The sequence below is a fragment of the Kitasatospora sp. NPDC022785 genome (genome assembly GCF_055561295.1).
On sequence record NZ_JBVHHB010000007.1, the window covers coordinates 257,798 to 273,560 of the forward strand.

The following is a 15,763-nucleotide window of genomic DNA, read 5'->3' on the forward strand; positions in this document are numbered from 1 at the left end:
TGAAGCGTAGTCAGTGATTCGGGGTCGGCTGGTTCGGCTCCACGATGACGTGCGGCAGGAAGCGGGCGCCCTGGTGGGTGATCGGGCTGTCGTCCGTCTCGCGGATGCCGAGGCCCGCCGCCTCGCCGTCGACCACCCAGGTGCCGAGCACCGGGCGGTTGCCGTCGAAGTCGGGCAGCGGGTGGTACTGCTGGTAGCAGTGGCCCTCGGCGCCGTAGCGGTCCGGGTCGCCGGCCCAGTCGGCGAGCCGGGTCTCAGCCGGACAGGGCCAGCGCCAGGGTGCCGACCATGCCGAGGGTGACGAAGCCCGATCGGCGTCGGGCGTCCCGTCCCGGGGTACCGGATCCGGTGACTGCGGAGGAGGGCGTCGGCGGCGTCATGGCGCCCGATGGTACGCGTGGGGCCGGAGAGTACGGGAGGGGCCACGGATCCCGGGGGGTGCCGCGGCCCGATGGGATATGTTTTGCCGATCCTTGACCGTGGGACCCGGCCGGACGGGCCGGCCCAGTGAGTGGACGCGGGGGACAGACCTGTGAACGACATCCTGCACGGCCTCGGTGCGGCTGCCGCCTTCGGCGGCGTCGGCGTGGTGCTGCTGCTCCTCGGCGTCTGCCTGGTGGACGTGCTGACGCCGGGAAGGCTCGGCCACCAGATCTGGGTCGAGCGCAACCGCAACGCCGCCGTGCTGCTCAGCTCGGCGCTGCTCGGCATCGGCGGCATCGTCTTCACGGCGATCCTCTACACGTACGAGGACTTCGGGAAGGGCCTGGTCTCCACGGCCTGCTTCGGCCTGCTCGGCCTGGTGCTGATGGCCGTCGCGTTCTGGGTGGTGGACGTGCTGACGCCGGGCAAGCTCGGCGCGATCCTGGTCGATCCCGAGCCACACCCGGCGGTGTGGGTCTCGGCCAGCTGCAACCTCGCGGTGGCGGCGATCGTGGCGGCGTCGATCGCCTGAGCCCGTCCCGCCCTCCCGCTCAGGCGGGGCCGCTCGGTCGGGCGGGGCCGTCTGGCCGGGCGGGGTGTGCCACCCCGCCGAGGACGTGCTCGCGGCCCCAGGCGCCCAGCGGTGCCAGCGCCGCGTTCAGCCGCGCGCCGACCGGCGTCAGCGCGTACTCCACCCGCGGCGGCACCTCGTCGTACGCCTCGCGGTGCACGATGCCGTCCGCCTCCAGCTCGCGGAGGTGGGCGGCGAGCACCTTCTCGGTGATGCCCGGCACCAGGCGGCGCAGCTCGCCGAACCGGCAGCCCGGGCGCTCGTCCAGCGCCCAGAGGATCAGCACCTTCCACTTGCCGCCGATCACGTCCATCGCGGCGTCGATCCCGCAGACGTACGCGCCCGGCCTCGGCACCGTCGCCATGCCCCACCCCTCACCCCGGCCCGACCTGCTCGCTCACCTCAGGGTAACCACCCACTTCGAAGTGCGTACTTGATCATGCCCGGGGCCTGCGACGAGCCTGATCGGCATGACACAGAACACCGTCGACCCCGCGTCGAAGACCCCGGTCACCCTGCTCGGACTCGGCGCGATGGGCACCGCGCTCGCCCGTGCCTGGCTCGCCACCGGGCACCCGCTGACCGTCTGGAACCGCACCCCCGCCCGTGCCGAACCGCTCGCCGCCCGGGGCGCCGGCGTCGCGGCCACCGCCGCCGAGGCGGTCGCCGCCAACCGGCTGCTGGTCGTCTGCCTGCTGGACGACGCCTCCGTCGACGAGGCACTGGACGGGGTCGACCTGGCCGGCAAGGACCTGGTCAACCTGATCACCAGCACCCCCGGCCAGGCCCGCGCCCGGGCCGAGTGGGCCCGCGAGCGCGGCGCCCGCTACCTGGACGGCGGGATCATGGCCGTACCGCCGATGATCGGCACCCCGGCGGCCGGCCCGTACGTCTTCTACAGCGGCTCGCGCGAGCTGTTCGAGGAGCACCGGGACACCCTCGCCGTCCCGGCCGGAACCACCTACGTCGGAGCGGACGCCGGCTTCGCCGCGCTGCACGACGTGGCGCTGCTGAGCGCGATGTACGGCATGTTCGCCGGGGTCGCGCACGCCTTCGCGCTGGTCCGCAAGGAGTCCGTCGCCCCGGCAGACCTCGCCCCGCTGCTCACCTCCTGGATCGGCGCGATGGCCGGATCGGCGGCCAGGACCGCCGAGCAGCTGGAGAGCGGCGACTACACCCAGGGCGTCGTCTCCAACCTCGCCATGCAGGTCGCCGGGACGTCCACCCTGCTGCGCACCGCCGAGGAGCAGGGCGTGAGCGCCGAACTGCTCGCGCCCTACCTGGCCCTGATGGAGCGGCGGCTTGCGGAGGGCGGCGGCGCGGAGGACCTCACCGGGGTGATCGACCTGCTGCGGCGGTAGGCCGGTGCCCGCCCGCTACCCCGCCGGGCGGTCGGTGAGGGGGCGGCGGCGCAGCGCCGCGTCGGTGAGGGCGGGGGGCTGCCAGACGCCGTCGGGGTGGTAGAGGTTGGTGCCGGGCGGGACGATCGCGTCGATGCGGTCGAGGGCGGCGTCGTCCAGGACGAGGTCGGCACCCTTGAGGGCCGCTGCCAGCTGCTCCCCGGTGCGCGGGCCGATGATCACCGAGGTGACGGCCGGGTGCGCCAGCGGGAAGGCGAGTGCCAGCTCGGGCAGGGTGCGGCCGAGGTCGTCGGCGAGCGCGGTCAGGTGCTCGACGGCGTCGAGCTTGGCCGCGGTGACCGGCAGCGCCGGGTCGAAGCGGGCCGGGGTGAGGGCGGCCCGGCCGGTGGTGAGGTCGATCGGGCGGTCCTTGCGGTAGCGGCCGGTGAGGAAGCCGGAGGCGAGCGGGCTCCAGGTCAGCGCGCCCATGCCGAGCCGCTGGACCGTCGGGAGCACGTCCCGCTCGATGCCGCGGGCGAGCAGCGAGTACGGCGGCTGCTCGGTGCGGAAGCGCGGCAGGCCGCGGCGGTCGGCGACGTGGTACGCCTCGACGATCTGTTCGGCGGGGAAGGTCGAGCAGCCGAAGGCGCGGATCTTGCCGGCCCGGACGAGGTCGCCGAGCGCGGAGAGGGTCTCCTCGATGTCGGTGGTGTGGTCGGGCCGGTGGACCTGGTAGAGGTCGATCCAGTCGGTCCGCAGCCGCCGCAGGCTCTCCTCCACCTCGCGGACGATCCAGCGGCGGGAGTTGCCGCCCCGGTTGCGGCCCTCGCCCATCGGGAAGTGCACCTTGGTGGCGAGGACGACGTCGTCGCGGTTGCCGCGGCTCTGCAGGGCCTTTCCGACGATCTCCTCCGACTCGCCCGCCGAGTACATGTCGGCGGTGTCGACGAAGTTGACGCCCTGGTCGAGGGCGGTGTGGATGATCCGGGCGCAGTCGTCGTGGTCGGGGTTGCCGACCGCGCCGAACATCATGGTGCCGAGGCAGTAGGCGCTCACCTCTATGCCGGTGCCGCCGAGGACGCGGTAGCGCATGGTTCTGGTCCCCCTGGTGGTGAGTGGGTGGCCGTCCCTGTTCGGGAGCCGTGTTTCCGCTCCCGACGGTAGGGCCTGGAGCGCGCTCCAGCGCAAGGGGCGGCGGGGGCCGGCGCTCCGCCGGAATCCGGCCGGGCTTCTCGGACCGCGGCCGGGCTTCTCGGGACTCCGGCCGGGCTTCTCGGGACTCCGGTCCTCCCTCCGGAGGGGGAGGGGGTCCCCTGGGAGGGGGAGGCCGGGGCGGGGCGGCCGGTGGGAGCTTGGGGGCATGACAGCTGCGAGCGGTTGGGCGACGGTGCGGGGGGCGGGCGAGCGGGGCGTGCCCGGGCGGGGTGCGGCTGGGCCGGGTGCGTCCGGGTGGGGCCGGGACGGCCGGGGGGTGGCCGTCTGGGGCGTCGCGTACGCGGGCTTCGGGGTCGGCTGCGCGGCGACCGGGACGGCGCTGTTCGGGGTGACCTGGCTGGGGTGGGCGGTCGCGGCGGTGGGTGTTGCCGCCGCCCTGGCCGGGGCCGCGACGGCGTGGTGCGGACTGCGCCCGGCGCTGCGGGCGGTGCTCGGGACGCTCTGCGTCCTGTCCGGCGTGGCGGCGTTCAGTCTGCTGATGGACGTCATCACGCTGGTCTTCAACCAGAACGTGGACAGTTGGCCGGCTGCGGCCCAGCGTGCGCTGTCGGCGCTCGGCGCCGTCCTGCTGGCGGCCACCGCGAGCACCGGCCGTTCGCCCGCCCGGGCGGGCGGAGCGGACGCACCCCCGGCGCCGTCGGCGGCCTCGGGGCAGGTCCAACTGGCGGCCCTGGCCGGGACGGTGGCCTTCGTGCCGTACGTCGTGATGAAGGTGACCTGGGCCCTCGGCGGCACCTTCGCCGGCCTGAGCGGGGCCGCGATGCGGGCCAATGCCGAACGCAACGGCGCCTCCGGGCTCTGGCTCACCCTGGCGTCCTGGGGCGTGGACGCGACGGCGCTGCTGGCGGTGCTCGGCGTGTTCCTGCTCTGGGGTCTGGTCCGCCCGTGGGGCCAGGTGTTCCCGCGCTGGACGCTGCTGCTGCGCGGCCGCCGCGTGCCCCGCTGGCTGCCGCTCACCCCCGCGCTGCTCGGCGCCGCCACCCTCGCGCCGTACGGGATCTTCGGCATCGGGTACGCGGCGCTCGCCACCACGGGTCTGGTGACCGTGCGGCGCGGGGAGTTCCCCACCGAGGCGGACATGCTGCTGGTCTGCTGGATCGGTCTGGGCGCATTCGCCGTCTACGGCGTGGCCCTGGCGGCCGCCGCGCGCTCGTACTGGCGCCGCACCGGGTGACGGGCGGGGTGGCGTGCCGGGTGACCGACGGGCGCCGCACCCGCTGCCGGGCGGGGTGGCGTGCCGGGTGACCGGCGGGGGTGACCGGCGTGCGGCGCACCGGGCGGACCGGGTGACCGTCGGCGCCGTTTGCGGAACCGGCAACAAATCTTGCCGGAGACGCGGGGCCCGTCGCAGCCTGGCGTTGGAGGTGATCGCCGTGGACGACGGGCAGAGTGACACGCCGCCGCGCACTGGACCCGCCGCCGCCCCGAATCCGCCACCGATCCCGAACCGGCCACCGATCCGAACGGAGCAGGTCATGCACCAACCGCACCAGCACGCCCCCGCCCCCACCCCGGCGCACCACGACCACCACGACCACCACGGTCACCACGCGCCCGCGACCGACACGGACTGGTCGGCGCTGGCCGCCTTCCTGGAGCGCGAGGGCGAACTCAACACCCCGGCGTTCGCCCAGGCCGCCCAGTGGCTGCGCGAGTTGGTGGACGGTACCCCCGTCGGGCGGGTGCTGGATGTCGGCAGTGGCCCCGGCGTCGTCGCGGGCCTGCTCGCCGACGTGTTCCCGGCCGCCGAGGTGGTCGCCGTGGACCAGTCGGCCGCCCTGCTGGCCCGGGCCGAGGCCCGCTCGTCCGGCCGTGTCGCCACCCAACAGGCAGATCTTCCCGCCGAGTTCGGCCTTCTCGGCGCGGCCGACCTGATCTGGTCGTCCCAGGCGGTCCACCATCTCGGCGACCAGCAGGCGGCGTTGACCGCCCTGGCCGGCTCGCTGCGTCCGGGCGGCCTGCTCGCCGTCGCCGAACGCGGGCTGCCGCTGCGGTTCCTGCCGCGGGACTTCGGCCTCGGCCGCCCCGGGCTCCAGGCCCGGCTGGACGCCGCCCACGAGGACGGCTTCGCTGCGATGCGGGCCCAACTCCCGGGCGTCATCGAGGAGGTGGAGGACTGGCCGACCATGCTGTCCCGGGCCGGCCTCACCCCCGCCGGCTCGCGCACCTTCCTCGTCGAGTGGCCGGCTCCGCTCGCCGCCCCGGCCCGCGAGCACCTGTACGGCCATCTCGACCGCCGCCGCGCCCAGTTGGAGGAGAGCCTGGACGCCGCGGACCTCGCCACGCTGGACGCCCTGCTCGACCGCGACGCCCCCACCGGCATCCTCGCCCGCCCCGACGCCTTCTACCTCGCCGCCATCACCGTCCACACCGCCCGGGCGGAGGGCTGAGAAAGCCCCGCTGCGGCGGTGATCCGCCGGCCGGGGCCGGAGCGGGCGCCGCCGGTCAGCCGGCCTGGTCCGGCTTCCGGTGCCGCCCGGTGCCCTTGCGCAGCAGCGGCGCAGGGGTCTCGGCCTGCGGGAACGGCTCGGCCGTCCCGGTGCGGACGATCTGCGGGTACGCCTCCGCGTAGTTGCCGGCCACGCCGATCGGCTGCCAGGCGAAGCCGTCCCACTCGATGACCAGCCGTGGCGCGTCGCGGAGTACGTGGGCGCCGCGGCGCGGCCCCCCGGCCAGCGTGATCGCGTCCCGCGTGCCGGGGGCGCGGCGCCGGTTGGCCCGTCGCGCGTACCACTCGGCCAGGGGCTCGTCCTCGGCGCTCACCGCCACCTCCCTCACGTCGGCCGGAGCCGGTCCTGCCAGTCTGGCCGACGGAGGAGGGCGGGTCGAGTCCACGATCGGGTGAAGGTGACTGGTCGTCAGAGGCCGGACGCCAGCTTCAGGGTGACGGCCCCGGCGATGATCGAGGCGAAGGAGAGCAGCTTGGGCAGGGTGATCCGCTCCTTGTAGATCAGGGCGCCGAACACGACTGTGCCGATCGAGCCGAGCCCGGTCCAGATGGTGTAGCCGACGCTGACGTCCAGCGTCCTGAGTGCGAGGCTGAGGGTGAAGATGCCCCCCGCGGCCGCGACCAGGGTCAGGACGGACGGCCAGAGCTTGGTGAAGCCGTGGGTGGCGTTGGTGCCGAGGGCGAAGACGATCTCGAAGACGACGGCGATCGCGAGGAAGATCCAGGCCATGACGGTGTGCTCCTTGGTCGGTCGGGGGCGGTGACTGCGCGGGGATCAGGCGGTGGCGGGCTGCTCGGAGCCGCTGAGCCTGTCGGCGAGCTTGAGGCCGAGCACGCCGCCGATGATCAGGACGAAGGCCGCCGCCTTCCCGAGGTTCATCGACTCGTGGAAGATCGCCGAGCCGAGGACGACGGTGCCGATCGAGCCGATCCCGGTCCACACCGTGTAGCCGACGCCGACGTCGAGGGTCTTCAGGGCGAGGCTGAGGAAGAAGATCCCGCCCGCGGCGGCCGCGGCGGTCAGCAGGGACGGGCCCAGCACGGTGAAGCCGTGGGTGGCGTTGGTCGCGAGGGCGAAGACGACCTCGAAGACCGAGGCGATGAGCAGGTAGATCCAGGCCATGGGAACCCCCCGGGTTCGTCGTGACGTTAGTTGTTGCATGTATGTGCAAGTTGATGTCGACTGGGCAAGAGCATGCATGTACAAGTAATCTGTGTCAACCCGCCCCACCTGTGCCAGGAGCAGCCCATGGACTCGGAACCCAGCCCCACCAGCGGTGATTCGGACGCCGGGACGCCCGAGGACCGGATGTCGGACTCGCGGATGTGGAGCCGGCTCACCGCCCTGCACGCGCACGTCGAGGGCCGCCTCACCACCGCGCTCCAGCGCCGGCACGGCCTCGGCCTCTCCGAGTACCGGGCCCTCGGGTACCTCGCCGAGGCCCCCAAGGGCGAGCTGCGCATGCAGGACCTCGCCGGCAGCCTCGGCCTCAACCAGAGCTCGGTCACCCGCCTGGTCGCCCGGCTGCACGCCGCGGACTTCACCTACCGGGACCTCTGCCCGGACGACAAGCGCGGCGTCTACACCGTGATCACCGCCACCGGGCGCGCCCGCCACCAGGAGGCCCGGGCCACCTACGAGGAGACCCTCACCACCACTCTGGACGAGGAGGCCGCCGCCACCCCCGACCTCGCCCCGCTCCTCACCACGGCCCGCCGCTCCCTCGGCTGAGCACAGCGCCCCGCTGCTGCCCTGGGCCGCTTGCCCGGCCCGTTCCCCTGCCGCGCCTCGCCTCGCCTTGCCGCGCCCTCGCCCGCGCCCTTGACCGCGCACGGGAAGTCGAACCGGCCGACCTCCTGTGCAGCGCGGTGCCCGCCGGCCGGGCGGTACGGTCGCCGCATGGCAGCTCCGAACCCTGATGTCGTCGTGGTGACCACGACCTTCGACGCCGAGTCCAAGGCCCGCACCCTGGCCGCCGCCGTGGTGCGCGAACGCCTGGCCGCGTGCGCGCAGGTCTACCCGGTCCAGTCGGTCTACCGGTGGGACGGTGAGGTGCAGGAGAGCCCCGAGTGGCGCGTCGACTTCAAGACCCGCGCCGACCTCGCCACCCGCCTCACCGGCTTCATCACCGGGCACCACGACTACGACACCCCCGAGGTCGTCGCCGTCCCGGTGGTCACCGGCAGCAGCGCCTACCTCGCCTGGGTGGCCGCGGAAACGACCCCCTGACCCAGGCGGGTGGCCCCCGTCGCGTCGTCGCGACGGGGGCCACCCGGCCTACTGCTGTCCCTGCCCGCCCACTCCCCTGCGACGACCGGGCTGCTCGCCTGCTCGCCTGCTCGCCCGTTCGCCTACTCGCCGCCGAACCGGGTGGACCAGGCTGCCAGGTCCTCGTCGGTGATCTTCGCGAACAGCACCGGCGGCACGGTGAACGCCGTACCCGCCGGCACGAAGTCCAGCGCGCGCGCCTCCTCCGCGCTCACCCACGCCTGCGTACGCGCCGGCGCCTCGGCGGGCAGCGCGAACGCCTCGCGCATCGCCCGGGCCGCCGCCGGGATGAACGGCTCGGACACCACCGCGTAGAGGTGGATCAGGTTCATCGCCGTCCGCAGGGTCAGCGCGGCCGCCTCTGGGTCCGTCTTCACCTGGAGCCACGGAGCCTTCTCGTCCAGGTACGCGTTGCCCGCACTCCACAGCGTGCGCACGCTCTGTGCCGCCTTGCGGAAGTTCAGCGCGTCCAGCTGGGCCTCGTACTCGGCCAGCAGCTCGGCGATCTGCGCGCCCAGCCGCTCCTCCGCCTCGCCCGCCGCGTGCCCGGCCGGGACGTCGTCGCCGAACCGCTTGCGGCTGAAGGAGAGCACCCGGTTGACGAAGTTGCCGAGGGTGTCGGCGAGGTCCTTGTTGACCACCGAGGCGAAGAGGTCCCAGGTGAAGCTGGAGTCGTCCGACTCGGGGGCGTGCGCCATCAGGAAGTAGCGCCAGTAGTCGGCCGGCAGCAGCTCCAGCGCGACATCGGTGAAGATGCCCCGCTTCTGGCTGGTCGAGAACTTGCCGCCGTAGTACGTCAGCCAGTTGAAGGCCTTGACGTAGTCGACCTTCTTCCACGGCTGCCGCGAGCCGAGGATGGTCGCGGGGAACATCACCGTGTGGAACGGGACGTTGTCCTTGGCCATGAACTCGGTGTACCGGACGGTCTCGTCGGCCTCGTACCACCAGGACTTCCAGTCCCGGAGCTCGCCGTCCGCCGCCGCGTCCGCCCACTCCTTGGTGGCGCCGATGTACTCGATCGGGGCGTCGAACCAGACGTAGAAGACCTTGCCCTCCGCCGCCAGCTCCGGCCACACGTCGGCCGGCACCGGCACGCCCCACTCCAGGTCACGCGTGATCGCGCGGTCCTGCAGGCCCTCGGTCAGCCACTTGCGGGCGATCGAGGAGGCCAGCACCGGCCACTGGTCGCCGTGCGCGGCCACCCACTCCTCGACCTGGTCGGTCAGCTTCGACTGGAGCAGGAACAGGTGCTTGGTCTCGCGCACCTCCAGGTCGGAGCTGCCGCTGATCGCCGAACGCGGCTCCAGCAGGTCCGTCGGGTCCAGCACCCGGGTGCAGTTCTCGCACTGGTCGCCGCGCGCCTTGTCGTAGGCGCAGTGCGGGCAGGTGCCGACGATGTACCGGTCCGGCAGGAACCGCCCGTCCGTCACCGAGTACACCTGGCGGATCGCCCGCTCCTCGATGAACCCGTTGGCGTGCAGCTCGCGCGCGATCTCCTGGGTGATCTCCCGGTTCTGCGGCGACGAGCTGCGCCCGAAGTGGTCGAACGAGAGGCGGAACCCGTCGTAGACCGCCTTCTGCTGGTCGTGCGCCTGTGCGCAGAAGTCGGCGACCGGCAGCCCCGCCTCCTGTGCGGCCAGCTCGGCCGGCGTCCCGTGCTCGTCGGTCGCGCAGATGTAGAGCACCTCGTGCCCGCGCTGCCGCAGATACCGCGAGTAGACGTCCGCCGGGAGCATCGACCCGACCATGTTGCCCAGGTGCTTGATCCCGTTGATGTACGGAAGGGCGCTGGTGATCAGGTGCCGAGCCATCCTCGGATGCTCCAATTTCTCCCGCACGCACCCCTACCCGGAGTGCCGTGACAGGCGCAGGGTCTGGGGGCCGCAACGGAAGCCCGACGCGTTCGCCGGCTCCCGGGCTGCCACACAGAGCGAAGTTCCACTGTGGGCGCCCCAATCCTAGCGAGTCCACCCTTTCGCCCGCCGCTCATTTCACCAGGTGAACGGCCCCCGTCCGACCGCCGGTGATCACCGAGTGTTCCCGAGGCCGCCCGCGCGACCCCGCTCGGCCTGCTCCGGCACGCCGTCGCGGACGAGGATGCCTGATCCCCCTCGGGGCTCACCCGCAGACGTGCACCTGGACGACGGCGTGCCGACCGCTGGTGCGCCAGGGCGTCCCCGTGCCGTCGAGCCGGGCCACGGTGTCGGCGTCGACGCCGACGATCACGTCCGACTTGAGCGTCCGCAGGGCGGCGACGGGGAGGGGAGGTGGCCGGCCGTCTCGGCGAACGGAGCGGTGGGCGGCCAGAGTCGGTCGCCGACCAGGCGGCGGTAGTCGGGGGCGCCTTTCAGGATCGTCATCGTCGCACCACCGAGCTCCGCCCGGAGGCCGGCGGCCAGGTCGCGGTACGGCAGCGGCGCGCCGACCGCGACTATGCTCATCCGGGCTCGTCCGAGCACGGATGAGCGGTGGGCTCCATGGGGGGAGACGAACGGATGGCAGAGCAACCGGGCTGGTACACGGTCCAACCGGACGTGCTGGACGGAGTGGCGGGGGCGCTCGGCAGCGTGGCGACGGACCTCTCGTCGGCTAACCAGTCCTACACCGCGCAAGTGAGCTACGTGTCCACGGCCTTCGGGGAGTTCGGGATGGACCAGGCGTGGGCCACGTTCGACAGTAACTGGTCACAGGAACTGCACGTCACTCAGAAAGCCGTGGACGAGCTGGTGCAGAAGGTGTCCGCCACCAGCGCCAACTACCGTGCCGCAGACGCCAGGGTCGCCGCATCGATGACCCCCGGGCGAGTCTGATGAGCAAGCTCACAGACCTTCAGCAGGCCCAACAGGCCATCAACGCGGTCTCTCCGTCCGCCGGCCCCGCCGAGTTGATCCGCGCCATCGACAAGGCACTGGACGTGCCCGGGCCGGTCGGCGACCCCGCCACGATCCGAGAGCGGGCCAAGGCGTACAGGGACACCGCCAAGGCCTACGCGAAGGGGTCCACCGATCTCGGCAGGGTCGCCACCGCCTCGTTGCCGAGCGCCTGGACCGGCTCGGTCGCCGAGCACGCCACCCAGGCCGTACAAGCGCTGGCGAACGAGCTGACCGTCTCACAACAGACCTTGGAAGCGGCCGCCGCCTGGCTGGACTTCTGGGCGACCGACCTGGGTTCCGCCCGGACCAACGACACCATCGGTGTGGACATGCTGAAGGAGGCGCTGAAGTCGGTCACCTTCAGCCCCTTCGCCGGTAGCGGCCTCGCGGACGCCCGATACGGTGTCGACTGCCGGGTCAAGGCCGCCCAGAGCGCGGAGACCAGCGGTACCCGCACCGCGAGCATGCTCAATCAGTTCGCCGCTCGGGCCCGCGCGGAGCGCGCGGGGCAAGGGGGGATCGATCCACTCGCCGCTCTTGTCCTGGCCAACGAGAAGGGACCCGGCGGCACGGCCGACGGCGACTACATCCTCACGGACAACCAACTCACGCGTGCGAACCAGTTCCTGAGCGGTCTGAACGACTCCGACCAGGCCGCGTTCCGGGGCCTTCTGTCCGGCGCCAAGTCGCCCGAGGAGGCCGCCTACCTCTGGAAGGCGCTGGCCGCGGGCCACTCGGTGGCCGAGGTCCAGCAGTTCTCCGCCCTGATCCACCCCCACGGCGACGACCCCGCCTGGCTCGCCCAGCACCTGGTTCCGGCCCTCAGCACCGACAGCGCCCGCGAGGAGTCCACTACCCAGACCCAAAGCCTCGTCTACCAGGGCACGTCGATCCCCGGCCCGGGCAGCAGGCTCGGCGGCAACGGCGAGATCTACGGCCAGGGCGGCGTCGGCGACTGCGTCGCCGCCTCCACGGTGGTCGCCAGCCTCAAGCTGGACCCGGTGACGATGCTCCGGATCACGACCGGCAACACGCCCGACACCCCGGGAGCCGACTCGACGGAGAACGTCCAAGACCGGCTCCAGCAGCTCTACATCCAGCAGTACCAGCAGGGCCAACAGGCCAACGGCGACAAGCAGATCTACCCGCAATCGGGCGCGGGGGTCGGCCCGAAGGGCAACACCTTCCTCGCCAACCAGAACCTCGGCAAGGCCACCGGCGAGACGTACGAATACGTCAGCCTGAACACCGACGACGACCGGCGTGCGGCGGTCGCCCGGATCGAGAAGGCCCTGGACGAGGGCAACCCGGTGCCGTTCTGCGCCCACGGCAAGGGCGGCGCGAACGCCCACCAGATGGTGATCATGGCTCGGGACGGCAACAGGCTCCAGGTCTACAACCCGTGGGGACAGTCGGAGTGGATCACGGAGGACCAGTTCATCCACAGCCACCTGAACGACGGCCACCTCACCGATGACACGGACATCAACACCCCCTACGGTGCGGAGCTGCCGAAATGACCACCGCCCGTCCGGACGCCGAGCTGATGACCGGCTACGACGTCGAGGCCGCCATCACGCGCGGGCTGCTGCTCGACGGCACCCCCCGCCGTGTGCTCTTCACCGAGGCCGTGATCGCCGCCTCCTACCAGGCCGAGGCCCTGTTCATCGGCCCCTACCCGCTGGGCTACCTGGCCCAGTACGTCCGCGCCGGCGGCTTCACCGCCGCGCTCGACCTGCCCGAACCTGTGATCGGCCGCGAGCCGGGCGAGTTGGTCCGAGGCTGGCTACGCGCGGCCGCCGCCACTGGAGCCGGTGTCCAGCGCGAAGCCCTGTTCGCCAGCTGGCTGGCCTCCGTCGCGCTGCTCATCACCTTGCGTCGCCAGTTCCGGGAGGCCGCGAGCTGATGCGCCGTACCTTCGCAACCATGACGGCACTCCTGGCTGCCCTTCCCCTGCTCGCCGCCTGCACCAGCGGACCCTCGTCGTCCGCCGACAAGCCGACGGAGACGAGCGCCGCGCCCACGGATCCGGCGACCAGCCGGCCCCAGACGGAGATCGCCCTCCCCGCCGACGACGAGGCCGGGAACGCGGCCTCCTCCTACCCACCCAGCACGGTGACCCTGACGGTCGGACAACGATTCGGTGTCAAGGGAAGCGTGAGCGCCCGGCAATGGGCCTGGTCCCTGTCCGAGGCGGGAAACGACACCGTGCTGCGGCGCGGCCCGGATGTCACCGTCGCCCGCTGCGCCGACCCCGTGCCCGGCTGCGCCTGGACGGTCGACCAGACCTTCGTCGCCCTCGCCCCCGGCATAACCACGCTGACCTGGGAGTTCCACGACCGGGTCACCTGCGAGCGCGCGGTGCCGGCCTCGCGCCCGGCCTCGGACTGCGGCCGCGTCTCCAAGAGCATCCAGGTGACCGTTCGCTGACCCGGCGCGGCACCGAACGAAGCGGGGCCGAGGCAGGGAATCCAGTGATCGAACGGATAGTCCACGTTCGTGCGGGAGTTCGCATTGTCCGGTGGCCCCTTGCGCGGAGCAAGGGGCCACCGGGTGGGGTCTCAGGCGACGAAGTGGTCGAACTCGCCGGCCTTCACTCCGAGGAGGAAGGCCTCCCACTTGCGGGGGGTGGTGCGGACGATGATGTCGCCCGTGTCGGGGTCGCGGATCTCGACCATGCCGTCAGCGGTGCGGACTTCGAGGGACTCCTCGGGTCCGCCGCCGGGCGAGGACTTCTGCCAGTCGTTCATGCCGGCCTCCCGTGGTGATCGTGTTGGACGGGCCTGTATGAGAGGTGTGCCAGGTGGGTCAGACGGTGAACTCGCCCTTCGTTATGCCGTCGACGAGGTCTCGCCACTCCTGGTGAGTGAGGACGGCGGGCGGTGCATCGCGGGCGAGGCTGCTTCGGATGAGTACGGCATCCGGGGTGATCGCTACTTCGGGGCAGTTGTTGCCCTGGCCGCAGATGCTGGGGGTTCGCCAGTCGAGCTCTTCCATGCTTCTCCCATCAGGATGTCTTCAGAAGATCATCGATGAAGGTGGCCGAGTCGACAGGGCTGAGTGCCGACCTCTCCATGGCGTCCAGCGTCTCTCGGTAGTTCCCGAGCTGGTTCGAGTCGTCAATGAAGATCGGCCCGTGGACGGAGTCGATTTGCACGGTGTCCAGCCTTGGGACGGCGCCTCCGACGTAGAGGATCGCGTGCCCCGCGCCGGCGAACCCGGGAGCATCGAAGGTGATGACCCGGATGGTGATGTTTGGGCGTTCGATCATCAAGCGGATGTGCTCAAGCTGAGCCCGAGCGACTTCTCTCCCGCCGAACCGCATACGCAGAGCCGCTTCATGGACGATCGCCGCGTACTGCACGGCGTCCGGCCTGGTGAGGACTTGTGTGCGGTCCATTCGGTGTGAGATTCGGGCCCAGAGGTCGCGGGCCGGGAGGCGCGGGTGGACGGTCTCGAAGATTGCGCGGGCGGTCTCTTCGGTCTGCAGCAGGCCGGGAGCGTGGCCGATCTGAAGAGTCCTTATCCGGCCGACGGCTCGGTGTTCGAGCTCCGAGATGTCGAGAAGTCCGGCTGGCAGGACGCCTCGGTACTCCTCCCACCAGCCCTTTCCGCGTTCGGCGGCGATGTCGGCCAACGCTTCGACGTAAGCGGAGTCGCCCTCCTGGTACTCGCAGGCGAGAGTGCGGACGCGGTCAGGCGAGACGGGGTAGAGCCCTTTCTCGATCTGGGTGATCTTCGTTCGATCGAGCCCGAGGGTCGATGCAGCGTCAGCGCTGGTCTTTCGGGCGGAGTCGCGCATCTTCCGCAGTTCCAGGCCAACGCGCATCTGACGGGCGCTCGGTGTACTCCTCGGCGGCATGCGGGCAGTCTCCCGTGTCCGGGTGGGGCAGTCCACTTGGCTCGGTGGGGCAAGGTGGCCATGGGGCACAAGTTCCCCAAAATTAACCGGCACTAATGCCTCTGTTCGTGTGGCATGAGCGCCCCTTCATGCCCTACGTTCTGTAGCGAACCGCTTACGTGAAGTGCTGTCAGCGGTCCCGAAGTGCACCCCGGAGGGGCGAGTGCAGGCTGCCGACGCCTGCCCTCCCCCTCGTCGGCGGGGGCAGGCCACGGGTGGATGGCCCTTCATCAACACCTCGCCCCAACTGGACTGGAGACAGTCGATGTTGCTCCCGCTCATGCGCCCGCTCGAATCCGACCCGGTCCGCGAGTTCCGGCTCGACCTCTTCCCGCCGGCCGTCCCGGAGATGGTCGGGGCGCTCCGCCGCCTTCTCCGGGACACCCTCCGCACCATCGGCCCGGACGCCGACGCCCCCTGCCTCATCCTCTCCGAGCTGGTCACCAACGCTCTGCTCCACGGCGACGGCCCCCCGACCGTCGTGCTCGAACTCCGTTGCGGCAGGCTCTACATCACCGTTTCGGACGCGTCCGGCGCCCCGATCGTCCGGAGCGCGTCGGACGGAACTCGAACGAGCGGGCGGGGGCTTGACCTCGTGGACGCACTTGCCGATGAGTGGGGTGTGGAACTCATCGGGTCGTACGGCAAGGCAGTGTGGGCAGTTGCGGCGGTCGGTGGCTGATGGATGTCGTGGCGCTGGCGGGCCTCTTCGTCTCCGTGGT

22 protein-coding genes and 1 pseudogene are annotated in these 15,763 nt (G+C 71.8%); 11 read left to right on the top strand and 12 right to left on the bottom strand.

Features of this window, described 5'->3' with window-relative positions; genetic code table 11:
* Positions 1-10 precede the first annotated feature (10 nt).
* A pseudogene (locus ACZ3YO_RS14600) lies at positions 11-223 on the bottom strand (glutathionylspermidine synthase family protein); the annotation flags it as partial.
* 31 nt (positions 224-254) lie between these two features.
* Positions 255-380 (bottom strand): hypothetical protein, encoded by a 126-nt coding sequence (locus ACZ3YO_RS14605; RefSeq protein WP_465569215.1) that lies wholly within the window; start codon positions 378-380, stop codon positions 255-257.
* A 152-nt stretch (positions 381-532) separates the two neighbouring features.
* Here ACZ3YO_RS14605 and ACZ3YO_RS14610 point away from each other — a divergent pair, with 152 nt between their 5' ends.
* Complete coding sequence (locus ACZ3YO_RS14610; RefSeq protein ID WP_405360819.1) at positions 533-955, top strand: DUF350 domain-containing protein; 423 nt, start codon at positions 533-535, stop codon at positions 953-955.
* A gap of 19 nt (positions 956-974) precedes the next feature.
* On the opposite strand, the gene ACZ3YO_RS14615 is transcribed toward ACZ3YO_RS14610, so the two are convergent.
* Positions 975-1,358, bottom strand: coding sequence for a winged helix-turn-helix transcriptional regulator (locus ACZ3YO_RS14615; protein WP_465569218.1), 384 nt, complete (start codon positions 1,356-1,358; stop codon positions 975-977).
* A gap of 106 nt (positions 1,359-1,464) precedes the next feature.
* Between ACZ3YO_RS14615 and ACZ3YO_RS14620 the strand changes: the two genes are divergently transcribed.
* The gene (locus ACZ3YO_RS14620; protein ID WP_465569220.1) at positions 1,465-2,355 is read left to right on the top strand and encodes an NAD(P)-dependent oxidoreductase; all 891 of its coding nucleotides are present in this window, start codon (positions 1,465-1,467) and stop codon (positions 2,353-2,355) included.
* Positions 2,356-2,370: 15 nt separating this feature from the next.
* On the opposite strand, the gene ACZ3YO_RS14625 is transcribed toward ACZ3YO_RS14620, so the two are convergent.
* Positions 2,371-3,426 (bottom strand): aldo/keto reductase, encoded by a 1,056-nt coding sequence (locus ACZ3YO_RS14625; RefSeq protein ID WP_465569221.1) that lies wholly within the window; start codon positions 3,424-3,426, stop codon positions 2,371-2,373.
* A 268-nt stretch (positions 3,427-3,694) separates the two neighbouring features.
* Between ACZ3YO_RS14625 and ACZ3YO_RS14630 the strand changes: the two genes are divergently transcribed.
* Together ACZ3YO_RS14630 and ACZ3YO_RS14635 are read left to right on the top strand one after the other, a co-directional pair.
* Complete coding sequence (locus tag ACZ3YO_RS14630; protein WP_465569223.1) at positions 3,695-4,723, top strand: hypothetical protein; 1,029 nt, start codon at positions 3,695-3,697, stop codon at positions 4,721-4,723.
* 301 nt (positions 4,724-5,024) lie between these two features.
* Complete coding sequence (locus ACZ3YO_RS14635; RefSeq protein ID WP_465569225.1) at positions 5,025-5,939, top strand: class I SAM-dependent methyltransferase; 915 nt, start codon at positions 5,025-5,027, stop codon at positions 5,937-5,939.
* A 55-nt stretch (positions 5,940-5,994) separates the two neighbouring features.
* Here the strand turns inward: ACZ3YO_RS14635 and ACZ3YO_RS14640 are convergent, their stop codons facing one another.
* The 3 genes from ACZ3YO_RS14640 to ACZ3YO_RS14650 form a co-directional block, all read right to left on the bottom strand.
* On the bottom strand, positions 5,995-6,312 hold the full coding sequence (locus ACZ3YO_RS14640; protein WP_465569227.1) for a DUF6087 family protein: 318 nt from the start codon (positions 6,310-6,312) through the stop codon (positions 5,995-5,997).
* 95 nt (positions 6,313-6,407) lie between these two features.
* Positions 6,408-6,728, bottom strand: a complete 321-nt coding sequence (locus ACZ3YO_RS14645; RefSeq protein ID WP_405360825.1) for a DMT family transporter — start codon at positions 6,726-6,728, stop codon at positions 6,408-6,410.
* Between the two features lie 45 nt (positions 6,729-6,773).
* Complete coding sequence (locus tag ACZ3YO_RS14650) at positions 6,774-7,121, bottom strand: DMT family transporter (protein WP_465569229.1); 348 nt, start codon at positions 7,119-7,121, stop codon at positions 6,774-6,776.
* Positions 7,122-7,247: 126 nt separating this feature from the next.
* Here ACZ3YO_RS14650 and ACZ3YO_RS14655 point away from each other — a divergent pair, with 126 nt between their 5' ends.
* A complete protein-coding gene (locus ACZ3YO_RS14655; protein WP_465569231.1) occupies positions 7,248-7,730 on the top strand; it encodes a MarR family winged helix-turn-helix transcriptional regulator in 483 nt (160 codons plus the stop codon).
* Between the two features lie 168 nt (positions 7,731-7,898).
* Positions 7,899-8,228, top strand: coding sequence for a divalent-cation tolerance protein CutA (gene cutA / locus ACZ3YO_RS14660; RefSeq protein WP_465569232.1), 330 nt, complete (start codon positions 7,899-7,901; stop codon positions 8,226-8,228).
* 122 nt (positions 8,229-8,350) lie between these two features.
* Here cutA and metG read toward each other — a convergent pair whose 3' ends face one another.
* Both metG and ACZ3YO_RS14670 read right to left on the bottom strand, forming a co-directional pair.
* On the bottom strand, positions 8,351-10,078 hold the full coding sequence (gene metG / locus ACZ3YO_RS14665; RefSeq protein ID WP_465569234.1) for a methionine--tRNA ligase: 1,728 nt from the start codon (positions 10,076-10,078) through the stop codon (positions 8,351-8,353).
* Positions 10,079-10,489: 411 nt separating this feature from the next.
* Positions 10,490-10,708, bottom strand: a complete 219-nt coding sequence (locus tag ACZ3YO_RS14670; protein WP_465569236.1) for an ARMT1-like domain-containing protein — start codon at positions 10,706-10,708, stop codon at positions 10,490-10,492.
* A gap of 54 nt (positions 10,709-10,762) precedes the next feature.
* Between ACZ3YO_RS14670 and ACZ3YO_RS14675 the strand changes: the two genes are divergently transcribed.
* Genes ACZ3YO_RS14675 through ACZ3YO_RS14690 form a run of 4 tightly spaced genes read left to right on the top strand, consistent with a single transcriptional unit; the run spans position 10,763 to position 13,570 of the window.
* On the top strand, positions 10,763-11,077 hold the full coding sequence (locus ACZ3YO_RS14675) for a type VII secretion target (protein WP_465569238.1): 315 nt from the start codon (positions 10,763-10,765) through the stop codon (positions 11,075-11,077).
* On the top strand, positions 11,077-12,660 hold the full coding sequence (locus tag ACZ3YO_RS14680; protein WP_465569240.1) for a hypothetical protein: 1,584 nt from the start codon (positions 11,077-11,079) through the stop codon (positions 12,658-12,660). Before ACZ3YO_RS14675 ends, ACZ3YO_RS14680 begins: the two co-directional genes overlap by 1 nt.
* Positions 12,657-13,046, top strand: a complete 390-nt coding sequence (locus ACZ3YO_RS14685) for a hypothetical protein (protein WP_465569242.1) — start codon at positions 12,657-12,659, stop codon at positions 13,044-13,046. The genes ACZ3YO_RS14680 and ACZ3YO_RS14685 overlap by 4 nt, the downstream gene beginning before the upstream one ends.
* 20 nt (positions 13,047-13,066) lie before the next feature.
* Positions 13,067-13,570, top strand: a complete 504-nt coding sequence (locus tag ACZ3YO_RS14690) for a hypothetical protein (RefSeq protein ID WP_465569244.1) — start codon at positions 13,067-13,069, stop codon at positions 13,568-13,570.
* Between the two features lie 131 nt (positions 13,571-13,701).
* On the opposite strand, the gene ACZ3YO_RS14695 is transcribed toward ACZ3YO_RS14690, so the two are convergent.
* The 3 genes from ACZ3YO_RS14695 to ACZ3YO_RS14705 are packed head-to-tail and all read right to left on the bottom strand — an operon-like array spanning position 13,702 to position 15,002.
* A complete protein-coding gene (locus ACZ3YO_RS14695; protein ID WP_465546761.1) occupies positions 13,702-13,890 on the bottom strand; it encodes a DUF397 domain-containing protein in 189 nt (62 codons plus the stop codon).
* A 58-nt stretch (positions 13,891-13,948) separates the two neighbouring features.
* Positions 13,949-14,137, bottom strand: a complete 189-nt coding sequence (locus tag ACZ3YO_RS14700; RefSeq protein ID WP_465569246.1) for a DUF397 domain-containing protein — start codon at positions 14,135-14,137, stop codon at positions 13,949-13,951.
* 10 nt (positions 14,138-14,147) lie between these two features.
* Complete coding sequence (locus ACZ3YO_RS14705) at positions 14,148-15,002, bottom strand: helix-turn-helix domain-containing protein (protein WP_465569248.1); 855 nt, start codon at positions 15,000-15,002, stop codon at positions 14,148-14,150.
* Between the two features lie 319 nt (positions 15,003-15,321).
* Between ACZ3YO_RS14705 and ACZ3YO_RS14710 the strand changes: the two genes are divergently transcribed.
* Positions 15,322-15,723, top strand: a complete 402-nt coding sequence (locus tag ACZ3YO_RS14710) for an ATP-binding protein (protein WP_465569250.1) — start codon at positions 15,322-15,324, stop codon at positions 15,721-15,723.
* Positions 15,724-15,763 lie beyond the last annotated feature (40 nt).

What these genes read in the sequence shown, in the direction of transcription:
- ACZ3YO_RS14605 (WP_465569215.1), bottom strand. Translation starts at nt 380, where the DNA reads ATGACGCCGCCGACGCCCTCCTCCGCAGTCACCGGATCCGGTACCCCG.
- ACZ3YO_RS14615 (WP_465569218.1), bottom strand. Translation starts at nt 1,358, where the DNA reads ATGGCGACGGTGCCGAGGCCGGGCGCGTACGTCTGCGGGATCGACGCC.
- ACZ3YO_RS14620 (WP_465569220.1), top strand. Translation starts at nt 1,465, where the DNA reads ATGACACAGAACACCGTCGACCCCGCGTCGAAGACCCCGGTCACCCTG.
- ACZ3YO_RS14625 (WP_465569221.1), bottom strand. Translation starts at nt 3,426, where the DNA reads ATGCGCTACCGCGTCCTCGGCGGCACCGGCATAGAGGTGAGCGCCTAC.
- ACZ3YO_RS14630 (WP_465569223.1), top strand. Translation starts at nt 3,695, where the DNA reads ATGACAGCTGCGAGCGGTTGGGCGACGGTGCGGGGGGCGGGCGAGCGG.
- ACZ3YO_RS14635 (WP_465569225.1), top strand. Translation starts at nt 5,025, where the DNA reads ATGCACCAACCGCACCAGCACGCCCCCGCCCCCACCCCGGCGCACCAC.
- ACZ3YO_RS14645 (WP_405360825.1), bottom strand. Translation starts at nt 6,728, where the DNA reads ATGGCCTGGATCTTCCTCGCGATCGCCGTCGTCTTCGAGATCGTCTTC.
- ACZ3YO_RS14650 (WP_465569229.1), bottom strand. Translation starts at nt 7,121, where the DNA reads ATGGCCTGGATCTACCTGCTCATCGCCTCGGTCTTCGAGGTCGTCTTC.
- ACZ3YO_RS14655 (WP_465569231.1), top strand. Translation starts at nt 7,248, where the DNA reads ATGGACTCGGAACCCAGCCCCACCAGCGGTGATTCGGACGCCGGGACG.
- cutA (WP_465569232.1), top strand. Translation starts at nt 7,899, where the DNA reads ATGGCAGCTCCGAACCCTGATGTCGTCGTGGTGACCACGACCTTCGAC.
- metG (WP_465569234.1), bottom strand. Translation starts at nt 10,078, where the DNA reads ATGGCTCGGCACCTGATCACCAGCGCCCTTCCGTACATCAACGGGATC.
- ACZ3YO_RS14670 (WP_465569236.1), bottom strand. Translation starts at nt 10,708, where the DNA reads ATGAGCATAGTCGCGGTCGGCGCGCCGCTGCCGTACCGCGACCTGGCC.
- ACZ3YO_RS14675 (WP_465569238.1), top strand. Translation starts at nt 10,763, where the DNA reads ATGGCAGAGCAACCGGGCTGGTACACGGTCCAACCGGACGTGCTGGAC.
- ACZ3YO_RS14680 (WP_465569240.1), top strand. Translation starts at nt 11,077, where the DNA reads ATGAGCAAGCTCACAGACCTTCAGCAGGCCCAACAGGCCATCAACGCG.
- ACZ3YO_RS14685 (WP_465569242.1), top strand. Translation starts at nt 12,657, where the DNA reads ATGACCACCGCCCGTCCGGACGCCGAGCTGATGACCGGCTACGACGTC.
- ACZ3YO_RS14690 (WP_465569244.1), top strand. Translation starts at nt 13,067, where the DNA reads ATGACGGCACTCCTGGCTGCCCTTCCCCTGCTCGCCGCCTGCACCAGC.
- ACZ3YO_RS14695 (WP_465546761.1), bottom strand. Translation starts at nt 13,890, where the DNA reads ATGAACGACTGGCAGAAGTCCTCGCCCGGCGGCGGACCCGAGGAGTCC.
- ACZ3YO_RS14700 (WP_465569246.1), bottom strand. Translation starts at nt 14,137, where the DNA reads ATGGAAGAGCTCGACTGGCGAACCCCCAGCATCTGCGGCCAGGGCAAC.
- ACZ3YO_RS14705 (WP_465569248.1), bottom strand. Translation starts at nt 15,002, where the DNA reads ATGCCGCCGAGGAGTACACCGAGCGCCCGTCAGATGCGCGTTGGCCTG.
- ACZ3YO_RS14710 (WP_465569250.1), top strand. Translation starts at nt 15,322, where the DNA reads ATGCGCCCGCTCGAATCCGACCCGGTCCGCGAGTTCCGGCTCGACCTC.